This window comes from Comamonas terrigena NBRC 13299, from assembly GCF_006740045.1.
GTDB classification, from domain to species: Bacteria; Pseudomonadota; Gammaproteobacteria; order Burkholderiales; family Burkholderiaceae_C; genus Comamonas; species Comamonas terrigena.
Map to the genome: position 1 here is coordinate 2,003,034 of NZ_AP019749.1, position 16,161 is coordinate 2,019,194.

Below are 16,161 nucleotides of genomic sequence, written 5' to 3' on the forward strand. Positions count from 1 at the left end.
ATCAAGTCCAAGGGGAAACCACCCCGATTCAGTGACCCAAAGGAAACACCAAGATGAAGAAGACTCTGCTGGCAATTGCCGCTCTGACTGCCCTGACCTCCGGTGCTGCAATGGCGCAGCAGCAAGACGGCAACTGGATGGTGCGCGTGCGCGCCGTTCACCTGGACAGCGCTAACAAGGACTCCACCGGTCTGGGCTTGTCGATCAACAACAAGACGATGCCCGAGTTCGACATCTCTTACTTCTTCACGCCGAACATCGCTGCCGAGCTGATCCTGACCTACCCCCAGAAGCATGACGTGCGTTCCAGCGCACTGGGCGGCAAGATCGGTACCCTGAAGCACCTGCCTCCCACCCTGCTGGCCCAGTACCACTTCACCAACTTCGGTGCCTTCAAGCCTTATGTGGGCGCTGGTATCAACTACACCCGCTTCTCCAGCGTGGACATTGCTGACGGCGCTGCCGACGTGAAGCGCAACAGCTGGGGTGGTGCCCTGCAAGTGGGTTTCGACTATGCGCTGGACAAGAACTGGTCCATCAACTTTGACGTGAAGAAGCTCTACCTCAAGACCGACGTGAGCCTGGCTGGTTCGAAGATCGGCACCCTGAAGGTCGACCCCGTGCTGGTCGGCGTGGGCGTGGGCTACCGCTTCTAAGCTGTACGCTGGATCCTTCCAAAAACCGCTGCCTTGGCAGCGGTTTTTTTATGCCTGCGCTGCCTCTCGCGGTCGGAATGCCCTGAGCCCGTAGAAATGGGTCGTCACGGTTTGGCGAGCAGTCGAAGTGCCGGTGATGGATTGGGGAAAGGCTGGTGGCGTGGGGATCAGGCGGTTGCTTTGGGCAAGGTTGCCAGGCACACCGCCGACTTCAAACGCCCAGTGCCTGACCGACCAGACACAGCCCGCTGACCACCAGCAGTCCGCAGATCACCCGGCGCAATGCGCCAGGGGAAACACAGCGTGCTAAGCGATTGCCCAGCAGCACGCCGGCGACGGCCACACCCATCAGCAGCAACCACCGCTGCCACAGTTCGGCCTGTGACAGGCGCCCGGATGCGCCCATGGTCAGCAGCACGGTGCAGGCGCTGGCGGCAATCACCACCGGTGTGGTGGCACGCAAGGCCTGCATGTCGGGCAGTCGGCGGCTGAGCCAGGCGACGACCAAGGGGCCGGCCGTGCCAAACAGCATTTCCACCAGGCCGATGGCGCCACCCATGGCCGCAGCCCAAGGGGTGGAGGCTGCGCTGCCCGTACGCAGAGGGGCCGGAGCGGCGCGCAGTGCGTGCAGACCCACGGCGGCCACATAAGCCCCCAGCACCAGCAAAGGCCAGCGTGCCGACAGCACCTGGCTGAGCCACAGGCCGGCCAGGGCGCCGGCGACCAGGCCCGGCAGCAGGCGGCGCAGTTCGGTCATGTTCACCTGGCGCAGATTCAGCCCACCGTGCAACAGGGATGCAGGCACATCCAGCAGCAGGGTCAGGGCCACTACCTCCGGCAGCGGCCAATGCCAGGCCAGTAAAGGCACGATCACCAGAGCCGAGCCAAAGCCGGTGATGCCCAGCACCACATAACCCGCCAGCACGACGGCGGCGGGGTAGAGCAGCTCGGGCATCAGGCCACAGCGCCAGAGGTCATGGGCGGCATTGCAGCGGGCCAGCTCTCTGTCTGCTCCAGCCCGACATCGGCATCCAGCGGGTACATCGGACGGGGCAACTGCTGGAAGGGGAACAGGCTGTAGTCCGAGCTGCAGACACCCAGACCGCTGACCAGCACGATGTGCCTGGCAAACGGCTCAAAGCCGGCGCGGAAATGCTGGCGCGACTTGAGCAGCACGTACCTGGCCTGGGCTGGATCCACGCCGGCATGGGTAAAGACGCCGGTGTCGTAGGGCTCCTGCGGGCGCTCGGAGATGAAGATGCGCACCGTGCCTACACGCAGCACGGCCGTGCGGCCCAGGCTCAGGCGCATGCCGGTGTACATGGGGCCGGTGACGGTGTAGTCGCCATCGGTCAGCCGCTCCACCACTCCGCACAGCCGCAGTGGCTGGCCCTGCAATTGCAAGGCAGGCATATCGGTCTTGCCGCCCACGTCCAGCGTCACTTCGGCACCCACGCCGGCGTCAAACAGTGTGGCCACGCTGGCCGGGTCACAGAACGGGCCCGCCACCACATCTTCCAGGCCCTGTGCCAGCACTTCCTGCAGCACCGCCATGATGTCGGTGGTACCGCCGGCGCCGCAGTTGTCGCCGTGGTCCACCAGGATCACCGGGCCCTGCGGCAGGCGCTTGGCCTGGGCAATCGATTCGGCCACTGGCGCGGCGGGAAAGACAAAGTCCGCGCGGCGCGCCCAGGCCAGGGTGCACAGCTCGTCCAGCAGTTGCTGGCCTTGCGCCAGGCGATCGCGCTCGGTCACGATGACCACGGAGAAGCCGGCGCAGGGAATGTCGGACAGCGGAAAACCGCCAAACACCGAGGCGTTGCAGACCTCGCCGTCACGCTCCGCCTGCATGGCGCGGTCCATGATGTCTTTCATGGGCTGCATGGCCGGTGTCTGGCGCAGCATATGGGTCAGCATGGGCAGGCGGCGCCACAGCAGCACCGGGGCGCTGCGGCGCTCCAGCAGCGCGCGGATGCTGCGGCCCACGCGGGCCCCGGTTTCGTACACATCCACATGTGGGTAGGTGCAGTAGCCGGCGATGGCCGTGGCGTGGCGGATGAGTTCGCGGCTGAAGTTGGCATGGAAGTCCAGCGCCACGCCGATGGGCAGGCCTGCCGGGGTGCAGGCGCGCAGGCGGCGCAGCAACTCGCCTTCGGCGTCGGCATAGCCGTCCACCACCATGGCGCCATGCAGGTCCAGCAAGATGGCATCGCAGCCTTGCTTGGCGCTGTGCACCACGGTGTCGCACAGGTGCTCGAAGGCTTCGCGTGTCACCAGGCCGCTGGGCACAGCGTTGGCGCAGACGGCAAAGTCCACGTCAGCGCCCATGTCGCGGGCCAGATCGAGGTAGGCGGCGGCAGCGCTGTTGGTGCCCTCGCAGGCCATGCGGGCGGCATCGCCGTAGGCGGGGCCGTTCAAGGTGGTACCGCGGCGAAAGTCGCTCAGCTGCGTGGGTACGGGCGAGAAGGTGTTGGTTTCGTGGCGAATCAGTGCAATGACGAATTTCATGTGTCAGCCCGTTGCTTATTGTTTTTCCAGACCCGATTTCTCGACCAGCGCGCCGTAGCGCCGGGTTTCCTGCTGCAAGAAGGCCTTGGCCTTGGCGGGCTCCAGCAGCACGGTGTCCAGGCAGAGCATGTCCATGGTCCTGGTGAAGTCCTCCTCTTTGGCGCCGGCCTTGAGGATGTCGTAGAGCTTGTCGATGACGGGCTGGGGCGTGCCGCTGCGCATGACCACGGACAGGTTGGACTGCACGTTCAGTGCCTTGGGGTTCTGCTCACTTTGGGCTGTGGCCTTGGGAAATTCCTTGAGTGTGCGGCTTTGCAGCACGGCCACGGGCAGCACGCGGCCGCTGCGGGCGTGGGCGACGGAGGAGCCGACCACGTCCACATGCGCATCGGTGTGGCCGCCGATCAGGTCGGCCACGGCAGGGGGCGATCCGCGGTAGGGCACGATTTCGAACTTCAGTCCGTTTTCGCGGCGCCAGCTGTCCAGGGCCAGATAGGCGGCTCCGCCAATGGTGTTGACGCTGATGGACACCTTGCCAGGCCGGGCCTGGATGGCCTGCACCAGGTCGTCCAGGCTCTTGTAAGGCCCCTGTCCATTGACGATCAGCCAGTGCGGGTAGGTATTGAGCACGGTCACCGGGGTGAAGTCGCGGTCGCCGTCGTAGCGCGCGTCCTTGAGCAACCAGCGGTTGATGTTCAGCGTGTTGTCGCTGGCCAGGAACACGGTGTGGCCGTCGGCCGGCTCGCGCATCACGGCCAGGGCGCCGGGTACGGTGGCACCACCGGTGACGTTCTCCACCACCACGCTCACCTTGGGGAAGGCTTTGCCCAGCTTGTGGGCCACCAGGCGGCCCATGACGTCGGCCGTGCCGCCTGGCGGGTAGGGCACTACCACCTTGATGGTGCGGCGGGGCCAGTCGGTTTGCGCGTGGGCAGCGGACATGCCCAGCACGGGGGGGAGGCAGGTGGTGAGGGCCAGGCCAACAATCTGGCGGCGAGAGGGGTGCATGCGTGTCTCCTTGTTATCTATTGCCGGTATGCGAGGTAGGCAACGCGGCGGAGTATAGAAACGCATGTCGATAAGGTCTAATATATATAAGGTCTATTGTTTATATAAAAACTATATGGATGAGCACCGTCTGAAATGCTTTGTCGCGGTTTACGAGCAAGGCAGTGTGTCGGCTGCGGCCGAGCGCCTGCACATGACCCAGCCGCCTTTGAGCATCTTGCTGCGCAAGCTCGAGGAAGAGCTGAAAGTGAGTCTGTTCGACCGTAGCGGCCATCGCCTGGTGCCGACCGCCACGGGAGAGCTGTTCTATCTGCGTGCCAAGGCATTGCAGGCCAGTTTGCAGGCCGTGCGGCGTGAGCTGCGCGAGGCAGAACAGGGATCGCGCGGCACCGTGCACGTAGGCTGTGCCACGGCGGCCAGCCTGTTTCTGATGCCCCGGGTGATGGAGCAGCTGATGGCGTGTGATCTGAAGATCACCGTGCATGTGCACGAGGGCGAGACAGGCTACATGCTGCAGCGTTTGCGGGAGCGCAGCCTGGATCTGATCATCTGCCGCAGCCAGTACACGGCGCCGGAGCTGCAGAACCTGGAGATCATGAACGAGCCGCTGCGGGTGGCGCTGCCTCCACAGCACCCGCTGTGCGAACACGCGCAGGTGCCGCTGGCGGCGCTGCGCCATGAACGCTTTCTGCTGCACAGCTCACTGCTGGGCACGGGCATTTCGGACATGTTGCTGCGCGCCTGCCAGCAGGCCGGATTCACCCCGGAAGTGGCATATTGGGGCGTGGAGACCCTGCCCATGCTGTTGATGGTGCAAAAAGGATTGGGCGTGGCGTTTGCCCCCGAAAGCTTTGCCCAACTGGGTATGCAGGGTCTGCCCGCGCTGGTGCCGCTGCAGGATGCCGGGCTGCGCACGCACCTGAACCTGATCTGGCAGCGCGCGCATGCGCTGCCCCCCGCGGCCGAGCGGCTCAAGGCGCTGATTCTGGCGCAATGCGGGGTGCAGCCGGCAGGGTGAGGGGCGTGTTGCTCGGACTGCCGGCGCAGGGTGCGCGCCCATGAAAAAGGCACGCCGTAGCGTGCCTGGGTGTGGGTCCCTCTGCGCATGCAGAGGGTGGCCGGTGTGCCGCTTACTCGCGTTCGCCGCCCATGATGCCCAGCAGGGCAAGCAGGCTCTGGAACACATTGAAGATGTCCAGGTACAGCGACAGCGTGGCGCTGATGTAGTTGGTTTCGCCGCCGTCGATGATCTGCTTGAGGTCATACAGCATGTAGGCGGAAAAGATGCCGATGGCCAGCATCGAGATGGCCATCATGCCGGCGGTGGAGCCCACGAACACGTTGATGACCGAGCCCACCAGCAGCACCATGGCGCCGACGAACAGCCATTTGCCCATGCCCGACAGGTCGCGCTTGATCACAGTGGCCAGCGAGGCCATCACGAAGAACACGCCGGCCGTGCCCGCAAAGGCGGTCATGATCAGCTCGGAGCCGTTCTTGAAGCCCAGCACCATGGCAATCATGCGCGAGAGCATCAGGCCCATGAAGAAGGTGAAGGCCAGCAGCACGGGCACGCCGGCGGCGGAGTTCTTGGTCTTTTCGATCGCGAACATGAAGCCGAAGGCACCGACCATGAACACGATCAGGCCCAGGCCGCCGGAGAGCGAGCGGGTGATGCCGGTGGACACGCCGATCCAGGCGCCCAGCACGGTGGGCAGCAGGCTCAGCGCCAGCAGCCAGTAGGTGTTGCGCAGCACCTTGTGGCGCTGCTGCTGCGAGATGGCAACGCCAGCAGTGTCCCAAGAGGTGACGTGATCATTCATGGATAGGTTTCTCCTGTGTGTGGCTGCCGTTCAGGCAGTCCAGTGAATATGAGGGTGGAGGAAGGAAAGCGCAAGGGCCATGCGCTGGCACCCGTGGATGGACCTGGGCATTTTTAGGTTGTAATGTTTTGCGCTCAGGGTCGCTTTCGGTCCGGGTTTGCACATTATGCTGGTTGCTTCCTACTCAGCGCAAATTTCTGCCTTACAGACCATGAAGACCAAGCACGAACTCGAACTGTCCGACGTCAAGAAGATCGCCGCCGCCGCCGAGGCCGAGGCCCTCAAGAACAAGTGGGCTGTGACCATCTCCATCGTCGACGATGGCGGCCACCTGCTGTGGCTGCAGCGCATGGACGGCGCCGCGCCCATCTCCTCGCACATCTCGCCTGCCAAGGCCCGCACGGCCGCCGTGGGTCGCAAGGACACCAAGGCGTTTGAAGACATGATCAACAATGGCCGCACCGCTTTCCTGAGCGCGCCGTTTGTCGACGGCCTGCTGGAAGGTGGCGTGGCCATCGTCAAGGACGGCCAGGTGCTGGGCGCCGTGGGCGTGTCCGGTGTGAAGGCCAGCGAAGATGCACAGGTGGCCAGCGCCGGTATTGCGGCCCTGGGGCTGTAAGCAGCCAGGCTTTCCGCCTCGCCGGCTGCTGTGCGCTTTCAAGCGCACCGGCGGCCACCAACAAAAAGAGCGCTTCGGCGCTCTTTTTGTTGGTGGAGGCATCTGGGAGGCGGCGGTCATGGCCGGAAGGCCGCCCGATGCGCACTACATACCATACCGCGTAACGGCAGCTTTATCCCGCAGTCCGCAGGCGTGCCTGACTGGCGTGGTTGACGTAGCTGGCGCGGCGGGTGCAGCCGTGAAGCATGGTCAAGCATGAAAAAAGAGCGCCGAAGCGCTCCTTATGGGGAGGGCGGGCAGGGCGCTCTCAGACCTGGGCCAAGGCCTGCTCCAGATCGGCCAGCAGGTCGTCGATGTGCTCAATGCCCACGGACAGGCGCACCATGCCTTCGGTGACGCCGGCCTTGGCCAGCTCGGCGGGGTCCAGCTGGCGGTGGGTGGTCGAGGCCGGGTGGGTGGCCAGCGACTTGGCATCGCCAATGTTCACCAGGCGCGTGAACAGCTGCAGGGCATCGAGGAAGCGCGCTCCGGCGGCGCGGCCTTCGCTGCCCTTGAGGCTGAACGACATAATGCCCGAGGCGCGGCCGCCCGACTGCTTTTGCACGATGGCATGGTCGGGATGGTCTTTCAGGCCGGCATAGCGCACCCATTCCACCTTGGGGTGGTTTTGCAGTGTTTCTGCAATCTTCTGCGTGTTTTCGCAGATGCGGTCCATGCGCAGGGCCAGGGTTTCAATGCCTTGCAGGATCTGGAAGGCGTTTTGGGGCGAGATGGCGGCGCCCATGTTGCGCAGCGGCACCACGCGGGCACGGCCGATGAAGGCGGCGGGGCCTAGCGCCTCGGTATAGACCACGCCGTGGTAGCTCACGTCGGGCTCGTTCAGGCGCTTGAAGCGGGCCTTGTGCTCGGCCCAGGGGAATTTGCCGCTGTCCACGATGGCGCCGCCCACGCTGGTGCCGTGGCCGCCCAGGTATTTGGTCAGCGAGTGCACGACGATGTCGGCGCCATGCTCAAACGGACGCAGCAGATAGGGCGAGGGCACGGTGTTGTCCACGATCAGCGGCACGCCATGCTGGTGGGCCACATCGGCCAGTGCACGGATGTCGGTCACGTTGCCCAGCGGATTGCCGATGGATTCGATGAACACGGCCTTGGTCTTGCCGTCGATCAGCTTGCCGAAGCTGGCCGGATCGCGCGGATCGGCGAAGCGCACCTCGATGCCTTGCTGCGGAAAGGTGTGGGCAAACAGGTTGTAGGTGCCGCCATAGAGCGTGCTGGCGGACACGATGTTGTCGCCGGCTTCGGCCAGGGTCTGGATGGCGGCAGTGATGGCGGCCATGCCCGATGCCACGGCCAATGCGGCAATGCCGCCTTCCAGGGCCGCAACGCGCTTTTCCAGCACGTCGGTGGTGGGATTCATGATGCGGGTATAGATATTGCCCGGCACCTTCAGGTCGAACAGATCAGCGCCATGCTGGGCGCTGTCGAATGCGTAGGCCACCGTCTGGTAGATGGGCACAGCCACGGCCTTGGTGGTGGGGTCGGGGGCGTAACCGGCGTGAACGGCAAGGGTCTCGAGGCGCATGGATGTCTCTTTCTGGTGGTCTGCGAAAAAGGAGTGGAGCCAGGTATCGCACCGGCCGCGAGGGCCTGCTGTGACCGCTGGTCCGGCATAGCTGCGGCGATTATGCAAGGGGCCCTGCGCAGAACGAACCAAGCTTTAGCTATGTGCTTATGGGGCTGGCCCCACGGTCTTTCCGGATGGGTGGCAGCACTTGGATACACTTGTTTACCTTCTTCCTTCTGTGCAGGCCCTGCATCGGTGTTCTCTCTGCCCGACCGCTATTTCGCACTCCTGGTACCGCTGTGCGTGCTGCTGCTGGCAGCGGCACTGGTGGTGTGCTGGGGAGTACTGCGCCAGCAACGCCAGCAGCGCTATCTGCTGTGGCTTGCTGCGGGCTATGCGCTTAGCGCCATTGGCCTGGGCTGGCAGAGCCTGCTGGACAGCGCGCAGTTCGCCTTCTGGGCCCCCGTGACCGGGGTGCTGTACCTGGGGGGCGCGTGGTCGCTGGCGCGTGGCATTGCCGGGCGCTATGGGAAATCGGCCCACCCGCGCACGGCGCTGCTGATCGCCATGGTGGTGCTGGCCGCTTTGTACTACTACGGCCATGTGCAGGACAGGCTGCTGGTGCGCATGCACTGGCTCAATGCCGGCCTGGGTCTGATGCAGATTCTGCCCATGCGCGGCATTTTGCGCAGCCAGCTGCCGGGCAACCGGCTGGAGCGGGCTCTGCGCATGTCCTTTCTGCTGTTTGCCTGCTACACCATGGTGCGGCCCTTGCTGATCATGTTGCTGGTGCCGGGATTGCAGGGCAACGACATTCCGCGCTCGGGCTATTGGCTGATCACGCTGGCGGGGACACTGTTGTTTGCGCTGTGGTTCACCATGCTGGTGGTGGCCTGCACGGTGCGCGATGTGTTTGCCCAGCTGCATGAAGAGCGCAGCCGTGACCCGCTGACCAGGCTGCTCAACCGCCGGGCGTTCATGGAGACCGCCGAGGGAGTGCTCCGCGACCGCCGCAGCGGCCCCTGGGCCGTGGTGGTGGGCGATATCGACCACTTCAAGCAGGTCAACGACAACTGGGGCCATGCCTGCGGTGACCGGGTGCTGCAGCAAATCAGCCTGGTGCTGCAGCAGCAAGTGCGCCAAGGCGATCTGGTGGCGCGCTTTGGCGGTGAGGAGTTTGTGTTGCTGCTGCAGCGTGCCAGCCTGCTGGATGCCGAAAGCGTGGTGCAGCGCGTGCGCCAGCAACTGGACTCCTCCGATGTGCCTGGCCTGCCCAATGGCCGGCGGGTGACGGTCAGCTTTGGCATTGCTCCGGTACAGAGCCTGGAGCACCTGAGCAAGGCCTTGTCGCGTGCCGATGCCCTGTTGTATGAGGCCAAGCAGGCCGGTCGCAACCGGGTGCGGGTGGACGCCGAAGCCCAGGCTGCCGGCATGGTGGCGCCATAATCGGACTGACGGTGGAGCAATGAATGGCCGTGGCGATCGCTCTTGAAACAAGAGCTGCTTGTGCTTTGCTGCAGGGCGCTGAGGGGTCCAAAGCCTGCAGATTCTTGGCGCGCTGACAGGGGCTGCGACCGCGCCAGGACTTGCACGGGGAATGGGCGCCGACGCCAATGTGCACTTGTACAAGATCAAAGGCAGATGCGGTAGGGCACTCTTGCGCAAAGATACACTCAGATACATAGGGCTTACAAAGCCTGCGCCCCTTTTTCCACCGCCCGCATTGCCTGTGAATCTGCCTGCTGACCAGTACTTTGCCTTGATTGCACCCGCTTGCGTGATCTTGCTGGGCGGCGTGCTGCTGGCCTGCTGGTGGGTGCAACGCAACCAGACCCGTGCGCGGTTTCTGCTGTGGATGGCGGCCGGCTATGTGCTGCCGGCGCTGGCGCTGGGCGCGCAAAGCCTGATGACCAATGCCCAGCTGGGCCGGTGGTCGCTGGCCACCGCTGTGCTGTACCTGGCAGGGGCCTGGGGGCTGGCGCAGGGCATGGCGTTGCGCTGTGGCCAGGCGCACATCAACCGCTGGGTGGGGGGGCTGGCCGTGGTGGGTACGCTGGCCGTGCTGTATTACTTCTCCTACGTCGATGACGACCTGTGGGCACGGGTGCAGTGGCTGAACGTGGGGGTGGGTGTGCTGCAGTTCCTGCCCACACACAGCCTGCTGCGTGGACCGCGCGCTCGGGACCGGCTGGAAACCGCGTTGCGCTGGACCTATTTCTTCTTTGCTTCCTATACGCTGCTGCGCCCGTTGGGGGTGTGGCTGGTGGTACCCGTCGAGCATGTGGGTGAACTCACCCGCTCGGGCTACTGGCTGCTGACGTTGGCGGGCACCTTGCTGTTCACGTTGTGGTTTTCGCTGGTGCTGCTGGCCTGCGTGGTGCGTGATGTGTTCACCACGCTGCGCGAGGAGCGCAACCGCGATCCGCTGACCCGCCTGCTCAACCGCCGCGCTTTCATGGAGGCTGCCGAAGGCGTGCTGAACGACCGCCGTGTGGCACCCTGGGCGGTGGTGGCGGGGGATATCGACCATTTCAAACGGGTGAACGACAGCTGGGGCCATGCCTGTGGTGACCAGGTGTTGCAGTCCGTCAGCCAGGTGATGTTGCAGCAGGTGCGTGCGGGCGATCTGGTTTCACGCTTTGGCGGCGAAGAATTTGTGCTGCTGCTGCAGCGGGCCAGCCTGGACGACGCGGAAGGTGTGGTGGAGCGCATCCGCCAGCAGATGGCGTCGCCCCAGGGACCCTGTCTGCCCAATGGCCAGCAGGTGACGCTCAGCTTTGGCATTGCCCCTGTCCATAGCCTGCTGCACCTGACCAAGGCATTGTCCCGCGCCGATGCCTTGCTGTACGAGGCCAAACAGGCTGGTCGCAACCGCGTGCATGTGGACCGTCTGCTGCCGCCTTCGGTGCTGAACGATTTTCAGGCGCTGAAACGCTGACACCACAGCGCGGATCGCTGTCCCTACCGCGGCTCAAAGGCCGGCAGGGCTTGCAATCCTCAGGAGCCGGTCCGGCTCAGCCTCGGCGGGGCTGGAAAAGCGCTGCAATGCGGCTGCGGACGGGAGCTGCACCTTGCATGCTTTGCGGGCCTTGTGTGCCAGATGGCAGTGCCGGGGCGGTGGGCTGTGGCACGGGCGACGGCTGCGGTGTGGGCGCCGGTGGGGCGGACTGGATGAGGTCCGACCCGGGTGCACGGGGTGCGCGAGGGGGCCGGGGCGGGCGGGCTGTTGCAGGCGCGGGCTGGCGGGACTGCCAGGCGGGCAGGGCGGCATGGACCACGGCCGGCCCGTGGGCATCGTTGGCCGCATAGCGCAACTGGCCGGGGCTGTACTGGCGCGCCGCCCAGTTGGAGGTGGACATCTTCTTGGACTTGTGGAAGTTCTGCCCCAGTACCAGCGCCACGGCCGCACGCACACCGGTGCTGTTGCCGTAACCGTACTGTTTGAACACCCGGTCCAGGTCCACCACGTTGTGCAGTTCACAGCCCAGGCGGCGCGGCAGGGTGGCTTTGTCGTTGTCCAGGCCAAAACCCACTTTGCAGATGCCGGGGTGGGCCAGCAGTTCGCGGGCCAGCTCCAGCGCCTGTGGATGGTGCAGCTGCAGCAGCCAGGCTGCATCCGTGGTCGCCAGTTGCACCAGGTGCGGGCCGGTGTCGACCTGCTGGGTGCTGAATATGGGCTTGCTTTCCGTATCAAAACCCAGCGCGCTCTGGGCCAGCAGGGCCGTGCGGGCGGCGGCAAACTCGGCCTCGGTGGCGGGCAGGTGAATGGCGCTGTCCGGCAGGGCTGCAAACGCAGGCAGCAGCAGGCTTTCTTCTTTGGAGGGCGGTTTGAGGCGAGGCATGGTGCGCAATTGTCGCAGCTGCACCGGGCCGGCGCCGCGCAGATGCGCGGGCGGCCGGGCAGCCTGGGTTGGTGGCGTTGTCGCCCGCAGAGCTGCTTGCGCGCTTCGCTGTGGCGCGCGTACGGCCTTCACCGGGAGAGGCTAGTCAAACCTGGGGCTTGGGCAGCGACGTGGGGCGGGTGCGGTAGAACTGCATGGGGTGTTCCTGCATTTCCTTGGCATGCTGGTTCAGCACCGATTTCTTCATCTTGCCCACCACGTGCATCTCGCAGGGTTTGCAGTCGAAGCGCAGTGTGAGCTTTTCCTTGCCGTTGATCAGCTGCAGCGGCTCAGCCTTGATGGTGCCCTTGACGCCGATCACGCCCTTGGCCTGCTTGGGGCACAGGCTCATGGAGAAGCGCACGCAGTGCTTGGTGATCATCAGCGAGACTTCGCCTTCTTCTTCCTTGCTTTCATAGGCGGCGTCCACCACCTTCACGCCATGCTTCACATAGAAGTCATGCGCCTTCTGGTTGAACACATTGGCCAGATAGCTCAGCGTGTCCTCGGGGAACGGGGTGGGCGGCTCCACCGGCTTGGCGCGCGGCAGGCGGATCAGGCCGTCGGCGCGGGCCTGTTCCAGCCCGGCCAGCGCATCGCGGCGCAACTGGTTCAGGGCCGAAGCGGGCACAAACCAGGGCTGGCTGACGCTCAGCGCGATGTCGTTGACCGCGAAGATGCTGGCGCCAAAGCGGCCCAGCTGTTCGCGCAGCGTGGCTTCGGCCTTGGCCGTGTCTGTGGCGGCCTGGTGGGCCTGTTCGATGCCGGCGGTGGCGGTGAAACCGTCTTCGTCGGTCAGGGTCAGCGCAAAGCCCGCAGCAGTTTCCTTGAACTCGGCCCACAGGCCGATGCGGCGTTCGCTGGACTTCTTCTCCAGTGTGCGCACCCAGTCCATATCGCGGTTGCGGTTGATTTCCAGGCCCTTGCGCAGGTCCTTGAACTCGGCAATCTCGTTTTTGGGAAAGACCCGCCAGATGCCTTTCTTGGCATGCACGCATTCGGCACGGTTGATGTGCACGCCCACCAGTTCCTTTTGCAGGTCGTAATAGCACAGGCCGTCGCCGTTGTGCAGCTCGGTGGCCTTGTCGCTGGCTTCGATTTCGAACCACTTGTCGCCCACCTGGGTGACCCAGCCAATGGCACGGCCGGGGGTCTTGGGGGTGTCGAAGGCGCCGATGTCGTCCTTGCGGCCATTGACAAAGTAGTCGGTGAACTCGCGGTTGAAGTTCTGGTCGGGATCGGGCTCGAACGTGAACGTGGTGCGCCCGGAGGAGGAGCGCGCCAGCGGCTGGTCGGAGAATTCGCGCTCTTCGATGATCTCGTCCAGCAGCTTGCGGTAGTGGGCCGTGATGTTCTTCACATAGCCCATGTCCTTGTAGCGGCCCTCGATCTTGAAGCTGCGCACGCCGGCGTCGATCAGGGCGCGCAGGTTGTCGCTCTGGTTGTTGTCCTTCATGGACAGCACATGCTTTTCGTGCGCAATGATGCGGCCGCCTGCATCCGTCACCTCATAGGGCAGACGGCAGGCCTGGTTGCAGTCGCCACGGTTGGCGCTGCGGCCTGTGTGGGCGTGGCTGATGAAGCACTGGCCGGAATAGGCCACGCACAGCGCACCGTGCACAAAGAATTCGATGGTGGTGCGTGCCGGGTCGGTGGCGGCGCGCACGGCGGCAATCTGCTGCAAGTCCAGCTCGCGCGCAATCACGATCTGGGACAGGCCTGCATCCTGCAGAAACCGCGCTTTTTCGGGGGTGCGGATATCGGTCTGGGTGGAGGCGTGCAGCTGGATGGGGGGCAGGTCCAGCTCCAGCAGGCCCATGTCCTGGATGATCAGCGCGTCGGCCCCTGCGTTGTAGATCTGCCAGGCCATGTCGCGCGCGCCCTGCAGTTCATCGTCGCGCAGGATGGTGTTGAGCGTGATGAAGATGCGGCTGCCAAAACGGTGGGCATGCCGGATGAGCCGCTCCAGGTCGCGGATGTCATTGCCTGCCGTGGCGCGTGCGCCAAAGGCCGGGCCGCCGATGTAGACAGCATCCGCGCCATGGTTGATGGCTTCAATGCCGATATCGGCGTCGCGGGCCGGGGACAGGAGTTCGAGCTGGTGGGGCAGGAGGGACATAGGGCGCGGATTATCCCAGGGCCATGCCGGAAGCGGGTGAAAACGGGGAATTGACCGTTCATCGGCAAAAATACCAAAAACCAGGGATGTGCAGGTGTACGAGATTTACCTACAGTGGCATTGCCACCTTCGCGGGTGGAGTGGTGCCGGCCGCAGCCGCTGACAGGCGGCGCCCGGTGCGTCCAAGAGAGCCCATTGCGGTGTTGACGGTCTGCTTGCCTGGTCTGTAGACGGTCACTGTCCAGGGGGAGGGGAGGCGCGCTGAGGACATTGCCTGTCGGGGGCCGCGGCTGGACCACTGTCTCTTTCAATAAGCTTGACGGGCGCCTTCGGGCGCCCTTTTTTTGTGCCCCCCGGCACATGCAGGCTCCAGGCCGGGCGGGGATAATCGCCGGCACATGCCTGCTTCGCCTCCGCTCCCCCCCGACGCTTCCGACGCCGCCGTCGATCACGCCCACTGGATGCGCCATGCCCTGCGCCTGGCGCAGCAGGCTGCGGAGGCGGGCGAGGTGCCTGTGGGCGCCGTGGTCGTGTACCAGGGCCAGATCGTGGGGGAAGGCCGCAATGCCCCGATTGCCAGTGGCGACCCCACGGCCCATGCCGAGGTGCAGGCGCTGCGCGATGCGGCACGCCGCCTGGGCAATTACCGGCTGGAAGGCTGTACCCTGTATGTCACGCTGGAGCCATGCACCATGTGCAGTGGCGCCATGCTGCATGCGCGCGTGGGTCGGCTGGTCTATGGCGCAGCCGAGCCCAAGACCGGTGCGGCGGGTTCGGTGCTGAATGTGTTCGGCTACCCCGCCATCAACCACCAGACCCAGGTGCTGCGCGGTGTGCTGGCCGAGGAATGCGCCGCCTTGCTGGCCCGTTTCTTCCAGCAGCGGCGCCAGGCACACCGGGCGGCGGCCGTGCACCCGCTGCCGGATACCGCGCTGCGCGTGCCCGACCGTGCGTTTGCCGATCTGCCCGACTGGCCCTGGCAGCCCCGCTACCGCAGCGACCTGCCCAGTGGGCAGGGACTGCGTCTGGCCGCCGTGGACGAGGGGCCGCAAGGTGCCACGCTGACCTGGCTGTGCCTGGCCGCCAGCCCGGGCTGGGGCTGGGCCTTTCGCCACCTGATTCCCGTTTTTCTGGCTGCCGGCCACCGTGTGGTCGTGCCGGATCTGCCGGGCTGGGGCCGCAGTGACCAGCCCAAAAAGCCCCAGGCCCACAGCGCCGCCTGGCACCAGCAGCTGTTGCAGGAATGGGTGGAAGCACTGGATGTGCGCCACGCCATGCTGCTGGGGCAGGGCGATGCCGCCCGGCTGGGGCTGGCCGTGGCCAGCCAGCAGCCGCAGCGCTTTGTAGGCGCCTGGCTGCACGATGCATGGCCTACAGATGCCTTGCCCCCGGCCTGGTCGGACTGGCAGTTGCAGGCGGCCCGCAAACCCCGGTGGCCGGTGGGAGCGCAGCTGCAGCAGGCGTGGGGGCTGGCCCCCTCGGCGGTGGAACAGGCCGCATTCGATGCCCCGTTTGCGGCGGCCGGCCACCGTGCGGCACTGCAGGCTGCTCCACAATGCCGCGCCGCCTTGCCCGCTGTGCCGGCCGGGCTGCTGCACGACTGGCTGGCGCAGGGCCGCTGCTGGGTCACCCGCACGCCGCAGGCCGCGATGCAGCACCCGGTGTGCAGCGCATCCGAATACGAGGCCGCCTGGAAGCAGGTGCTGCCTGCGCTGGCCGGGTACCCGCAGGCCATGCCGTCCAACCCCGGTCTGGACTGGGGCCGGTCGCAGGCAGACGGCGGCGCACGCCGCGCTGTGGAATACTTCCGTCCGTAGCCCGCAGGCCGTGCCTGTGCGGCGTGGGTGCCTTGCTGTTGTGGCAAGACCCTCTCTCGCATTCCCCTTTTTCACGGAGCGCGCCGCCTGCTTGCGGTGCGGACAAGCTTTGGCGACCACCCGCAAATCCACCGGAACCTCTCCCAGCCCATCCACCCGCAAG

13 protein-coding genes are annotated in these 16,161 nt (G+C 65.4%); 6 read left to right on the plus strand and 7 right to left on the minus strand.

All coding sequences use genetic code 11. The features are described 5' to 3' along the window. The first annotated feature begins 53 nt into the window (after positions 1-53). Complete coding sequence (locus CT3_RS09150) at positions 54-656, plus strand: OmpW/AlkL family protein (protein ID WP_066534637.1); 603 nt, start codon at positions 54-56, stop codon at positions 654-656. 211 nt (positions 657-867) lie between these two features. Here the strand turns inward: CT3_RS09150 and CT3_RS09155 are convergent, their stop codons facing one another. From CT3_RS09155 to CT3_RS09165, 3 genes are read right to left on the minus strand one after another with little or no spacing between them, the layout of a single operon-like run. Next, the gene (locus tag CT3_RS09155; protein ID WP_066534636.1) at positions 868-1,611 is read right to left on the minus strand and encodes a sulfite exporter TauE/SafE family protein; all 744 of its coding nucleotides are present in this window, start codon (positions 1,609-1,611) and stop codon (positions 868-870) included. Continuing rightward, on the minus strand, positions 1,611-3,164 hold the full coding sequence (locus CT3_RS09160; protein WP_066534633.1) for a M81 family metallopeptidase: 1,554 nt from the start codon (positions 3,162-3,164) through the stop codon (positions 1,611-1,613). The genes CT3_RS09155 and CT3_RS09160 overlap by 1 nt, the downstream gene beginning before the upstream one ends. A 15-nt stretch (positions 3,165-3,179) precedes the next feature. After that, complete coding sequence (locus CT3_RS09165; protein WP_066534629.1) at positions 3,180-4,172, minus strand: Bug family tripartite tricarboxylate transporter substrate binding protein; 993 nt, start codon at positions 4,170-4,172, stop codon at positions 3,180-3,182. A 64-nt stretch (positions 4,173-4,236) separates the two neighbouring features. Here CT3_RS09165 and CT3_RS09170 point away from each other — a divergent pair, with 64 nt between their 5' ends. Then, positions 4,237-5,190, plus strand: a complete 954-nt coding sequence (locus CT3_RS09170; protein WP_282597782.1) for a LysR family transcriptional regulator — start codon at positions 4,237-4,239, stop codon at positions 5,188-5,190. A 112-nt stretch (positions 5,191-5,302) separates the two neighbouring features. Here the strand turns inward: CT3_RS09170 and CT3_RS09175 are convergent, their stop codons facing one another. Then, positions 5,303-5,995 (minus strand): Bax inhibitor-1/YccA family protein, encoded by a 693-nt coding sequence (locus tag CT3_RS09175; RefSeq protein WP_066534625.1) that lies wholly within the window; start codon positions 5,993-5,995, stop codon positions 5,303-5,305. Between the two features lie 211 nt (positions 5,996-6,206). On the opposite strand from CT3_RS09175, the gene CT3_RS09180 reads away from it, so the two are divergent. Next, on the plus strand, positions 6,207-6,614 hold the full coding sequence (locus tag CT3_RS09180; protein WP_066534622.1) for a GlcG/HbpS family heme-binding protein: 408 nt from the start codon (positions 6,207-6,209) through the stop codon (positions 6,612-6,614). 307 nt (positions 6,615-6,921) lie between these two features. Here CT3_RS09180 and CT3_RS09185 read toward each other — a convergent pair whose 3' ends face one another. After that, positions 6,922-8,199 (minus strand): O-acetylhomoserine aminocarboxypropyltransferase/cysteine synthase family protein, encoded by a 1,278-nt coding sequence (locus tag CT3_RS09185; protein WP_066534619.1) that lies wholly within the window; start codon positions 8,197-8,199, stop codon positions 6,922-6,924. A gap of 237 nt (positions 8,200-8,436) precedes the next feature. Between CT3_RS09185 and CT3_RS09190 the strand changes: the two genes are divergently transcribed. After that, a complete protein-coding gene (locus CT3_RS09190; RefSeq protein WP_066534615.1) occupies positions 8,437-9,627 on the plus strand; it encodes a GGDEF domain-containing protein in 1,191 nt (396 codons plus the stop codon). A gap of 283 nt (positions 9,628-9,910) precedes the next feature. Continuing rightward, positions 9,911-11,119 carry a GGDEF domain-containing protein gene (locus CT3_RS09195; protein WP_172591816.1) on the plus strand — a complete coding sequence of 403 codons (1,209 nt, stop codon included), beginning with the start codon at positions 9,911-9,913 and terminating at the stop codon, positions 11,117-11,119. Between the two features lie 76 nt (positions 11,120-11,195). Here the strand turns inward: CT3_RS09195 and CT3_RS09200 are convergent, their stop codons facing one another. Both CT3_RS09200 and CT3_RS09205 read right to left on the minus strand, forming a co-directional pair. Continuing rightward, positions 11,196-12,023: a 3'-5' exonuclease gene (locus tag CT3_RS09200; protein ID WP_083520344.1), complete on the minus strand. Its 828-nt coding sequence runs from the start codon at positions 12,021-12,023 to the stop codon at positions 11,196-11,198. A 145-nt stretch (positions 12,024-12,168) separates the two neighbouring features. Beyond that, the gene (locus CT3_RS09205) at positions 12,169-14,181 is read right to left on the minus strand and encodes a peptidase U32 family protein (RefSeq protein WP_066534611.1); all 2,013 of its coding nucleotides are present in this window, start codon (positions 14,179-14,181) and stop codon (positions 12,169-12,171) included. A gap of 461 nt (positions 14,182-14,642) precedes the next feature. On the opposite strand from CT3_RS09205, the gene tadA reads away from it, so the two are divergent. Next, positions 14,643-15,998, plus strand: a complete 1,356-nt coding sequence (gene tadA / locus CT3_RS09210; RefSeq protein WP_428042547.1) for a tRNA adenosine(34) deaminase TadA — start codon at positions 14,643-14,645, stop codon at positions 15,996-15,998. The last annotated feature ends 163 nt before the right edge of the window (positions 15,999-16,161 follow it).

What these genes read in the sequence shown, in the direction of transcription:
- CT3_RS09150 (WP_066534637.1), top strand. Translation starts at nt 54, where the DNA reads ATGAAGAAGACTCTGCTGGCAATTGCCGCTCTGACTGCCCTGACCTCC.
- CT3_RS09155 (WP_066534636.1), bottom strand. Translation starts at nt 1,611, where the DNA reads ATGCCCGAGCTGCTCTACCCCGCCGCCGTCGTGCTGGCGGGTTATGTG.
- CT3_RS09160 (WP_066534633.1), bottom strand. Translation starts at nt 3,164, where the DNA reads ATGAAATTCGTCATTGCACTGATTCGCCACGAAACCAACACCTTCTCG.
- CT3_RS09165 (WP_066534629.1), bottom strand. Translation starts at nt 4,172, where the DNA reads ATGCACCCCTCTCGCCGCCAGATTGTTGGCCTGGCCCTCACCACCTGC.
- CT3_RS09170 (WP_282597782.1), top strand. Translation starts at nt 4,237, where the DNA reads ATGTCGATAAGGTCTAATATATATAAGGTCTATTGTTTATATAAAAAC.
- CT3_RS09175 (WP_066534625.1), bottom strand. Translation starts at nt 5,995, where the DNA reads ATGAATGATCACGTCACCTCTTGGGACACTGCTGGCGTTGCCATCTCG.
- CT3_RS09180 (WP_066534622.1), top strand. Translation starts at nt 6,207, where the DNA reads ATGAAGACCAAGCACGAACTCGAACTGTCCGACGTCAAGAAGATCGCC.
- CT3_RS09185 (WP_066534619.1), bottom strand. Translation starts at nt 8,199, where the DNA reads ATGCGCCTCGAGACCCTTGCCGTTCACGCCGGTTACGCCCCCGACCCC.
- CT3_RS09200 (WP_083520344.1), bottom strand. Translation starts at nt 12,023, where the DNA reads ATGCCTCGCCTCAAACCGCCCTCCAAAGAAGAAAGCCTGCTGCTGCCT.
- CT3_RS09205 (WP_066534611.1), bottom strand. Translation starts at nt 14,181, where the DNA reads ATGTCCCTCCTGCCCCACCAGCTCGAACTCCTGTCCCCGGCCCGCGAC.
- tadA (WP_428042547.1), top strand. Translation starts at nt 14,643, where the DNA reads ATGCGCCATGCCCTGCGCCTGGCGCAGCAGGCTGCGGAGGCGGGCGAG.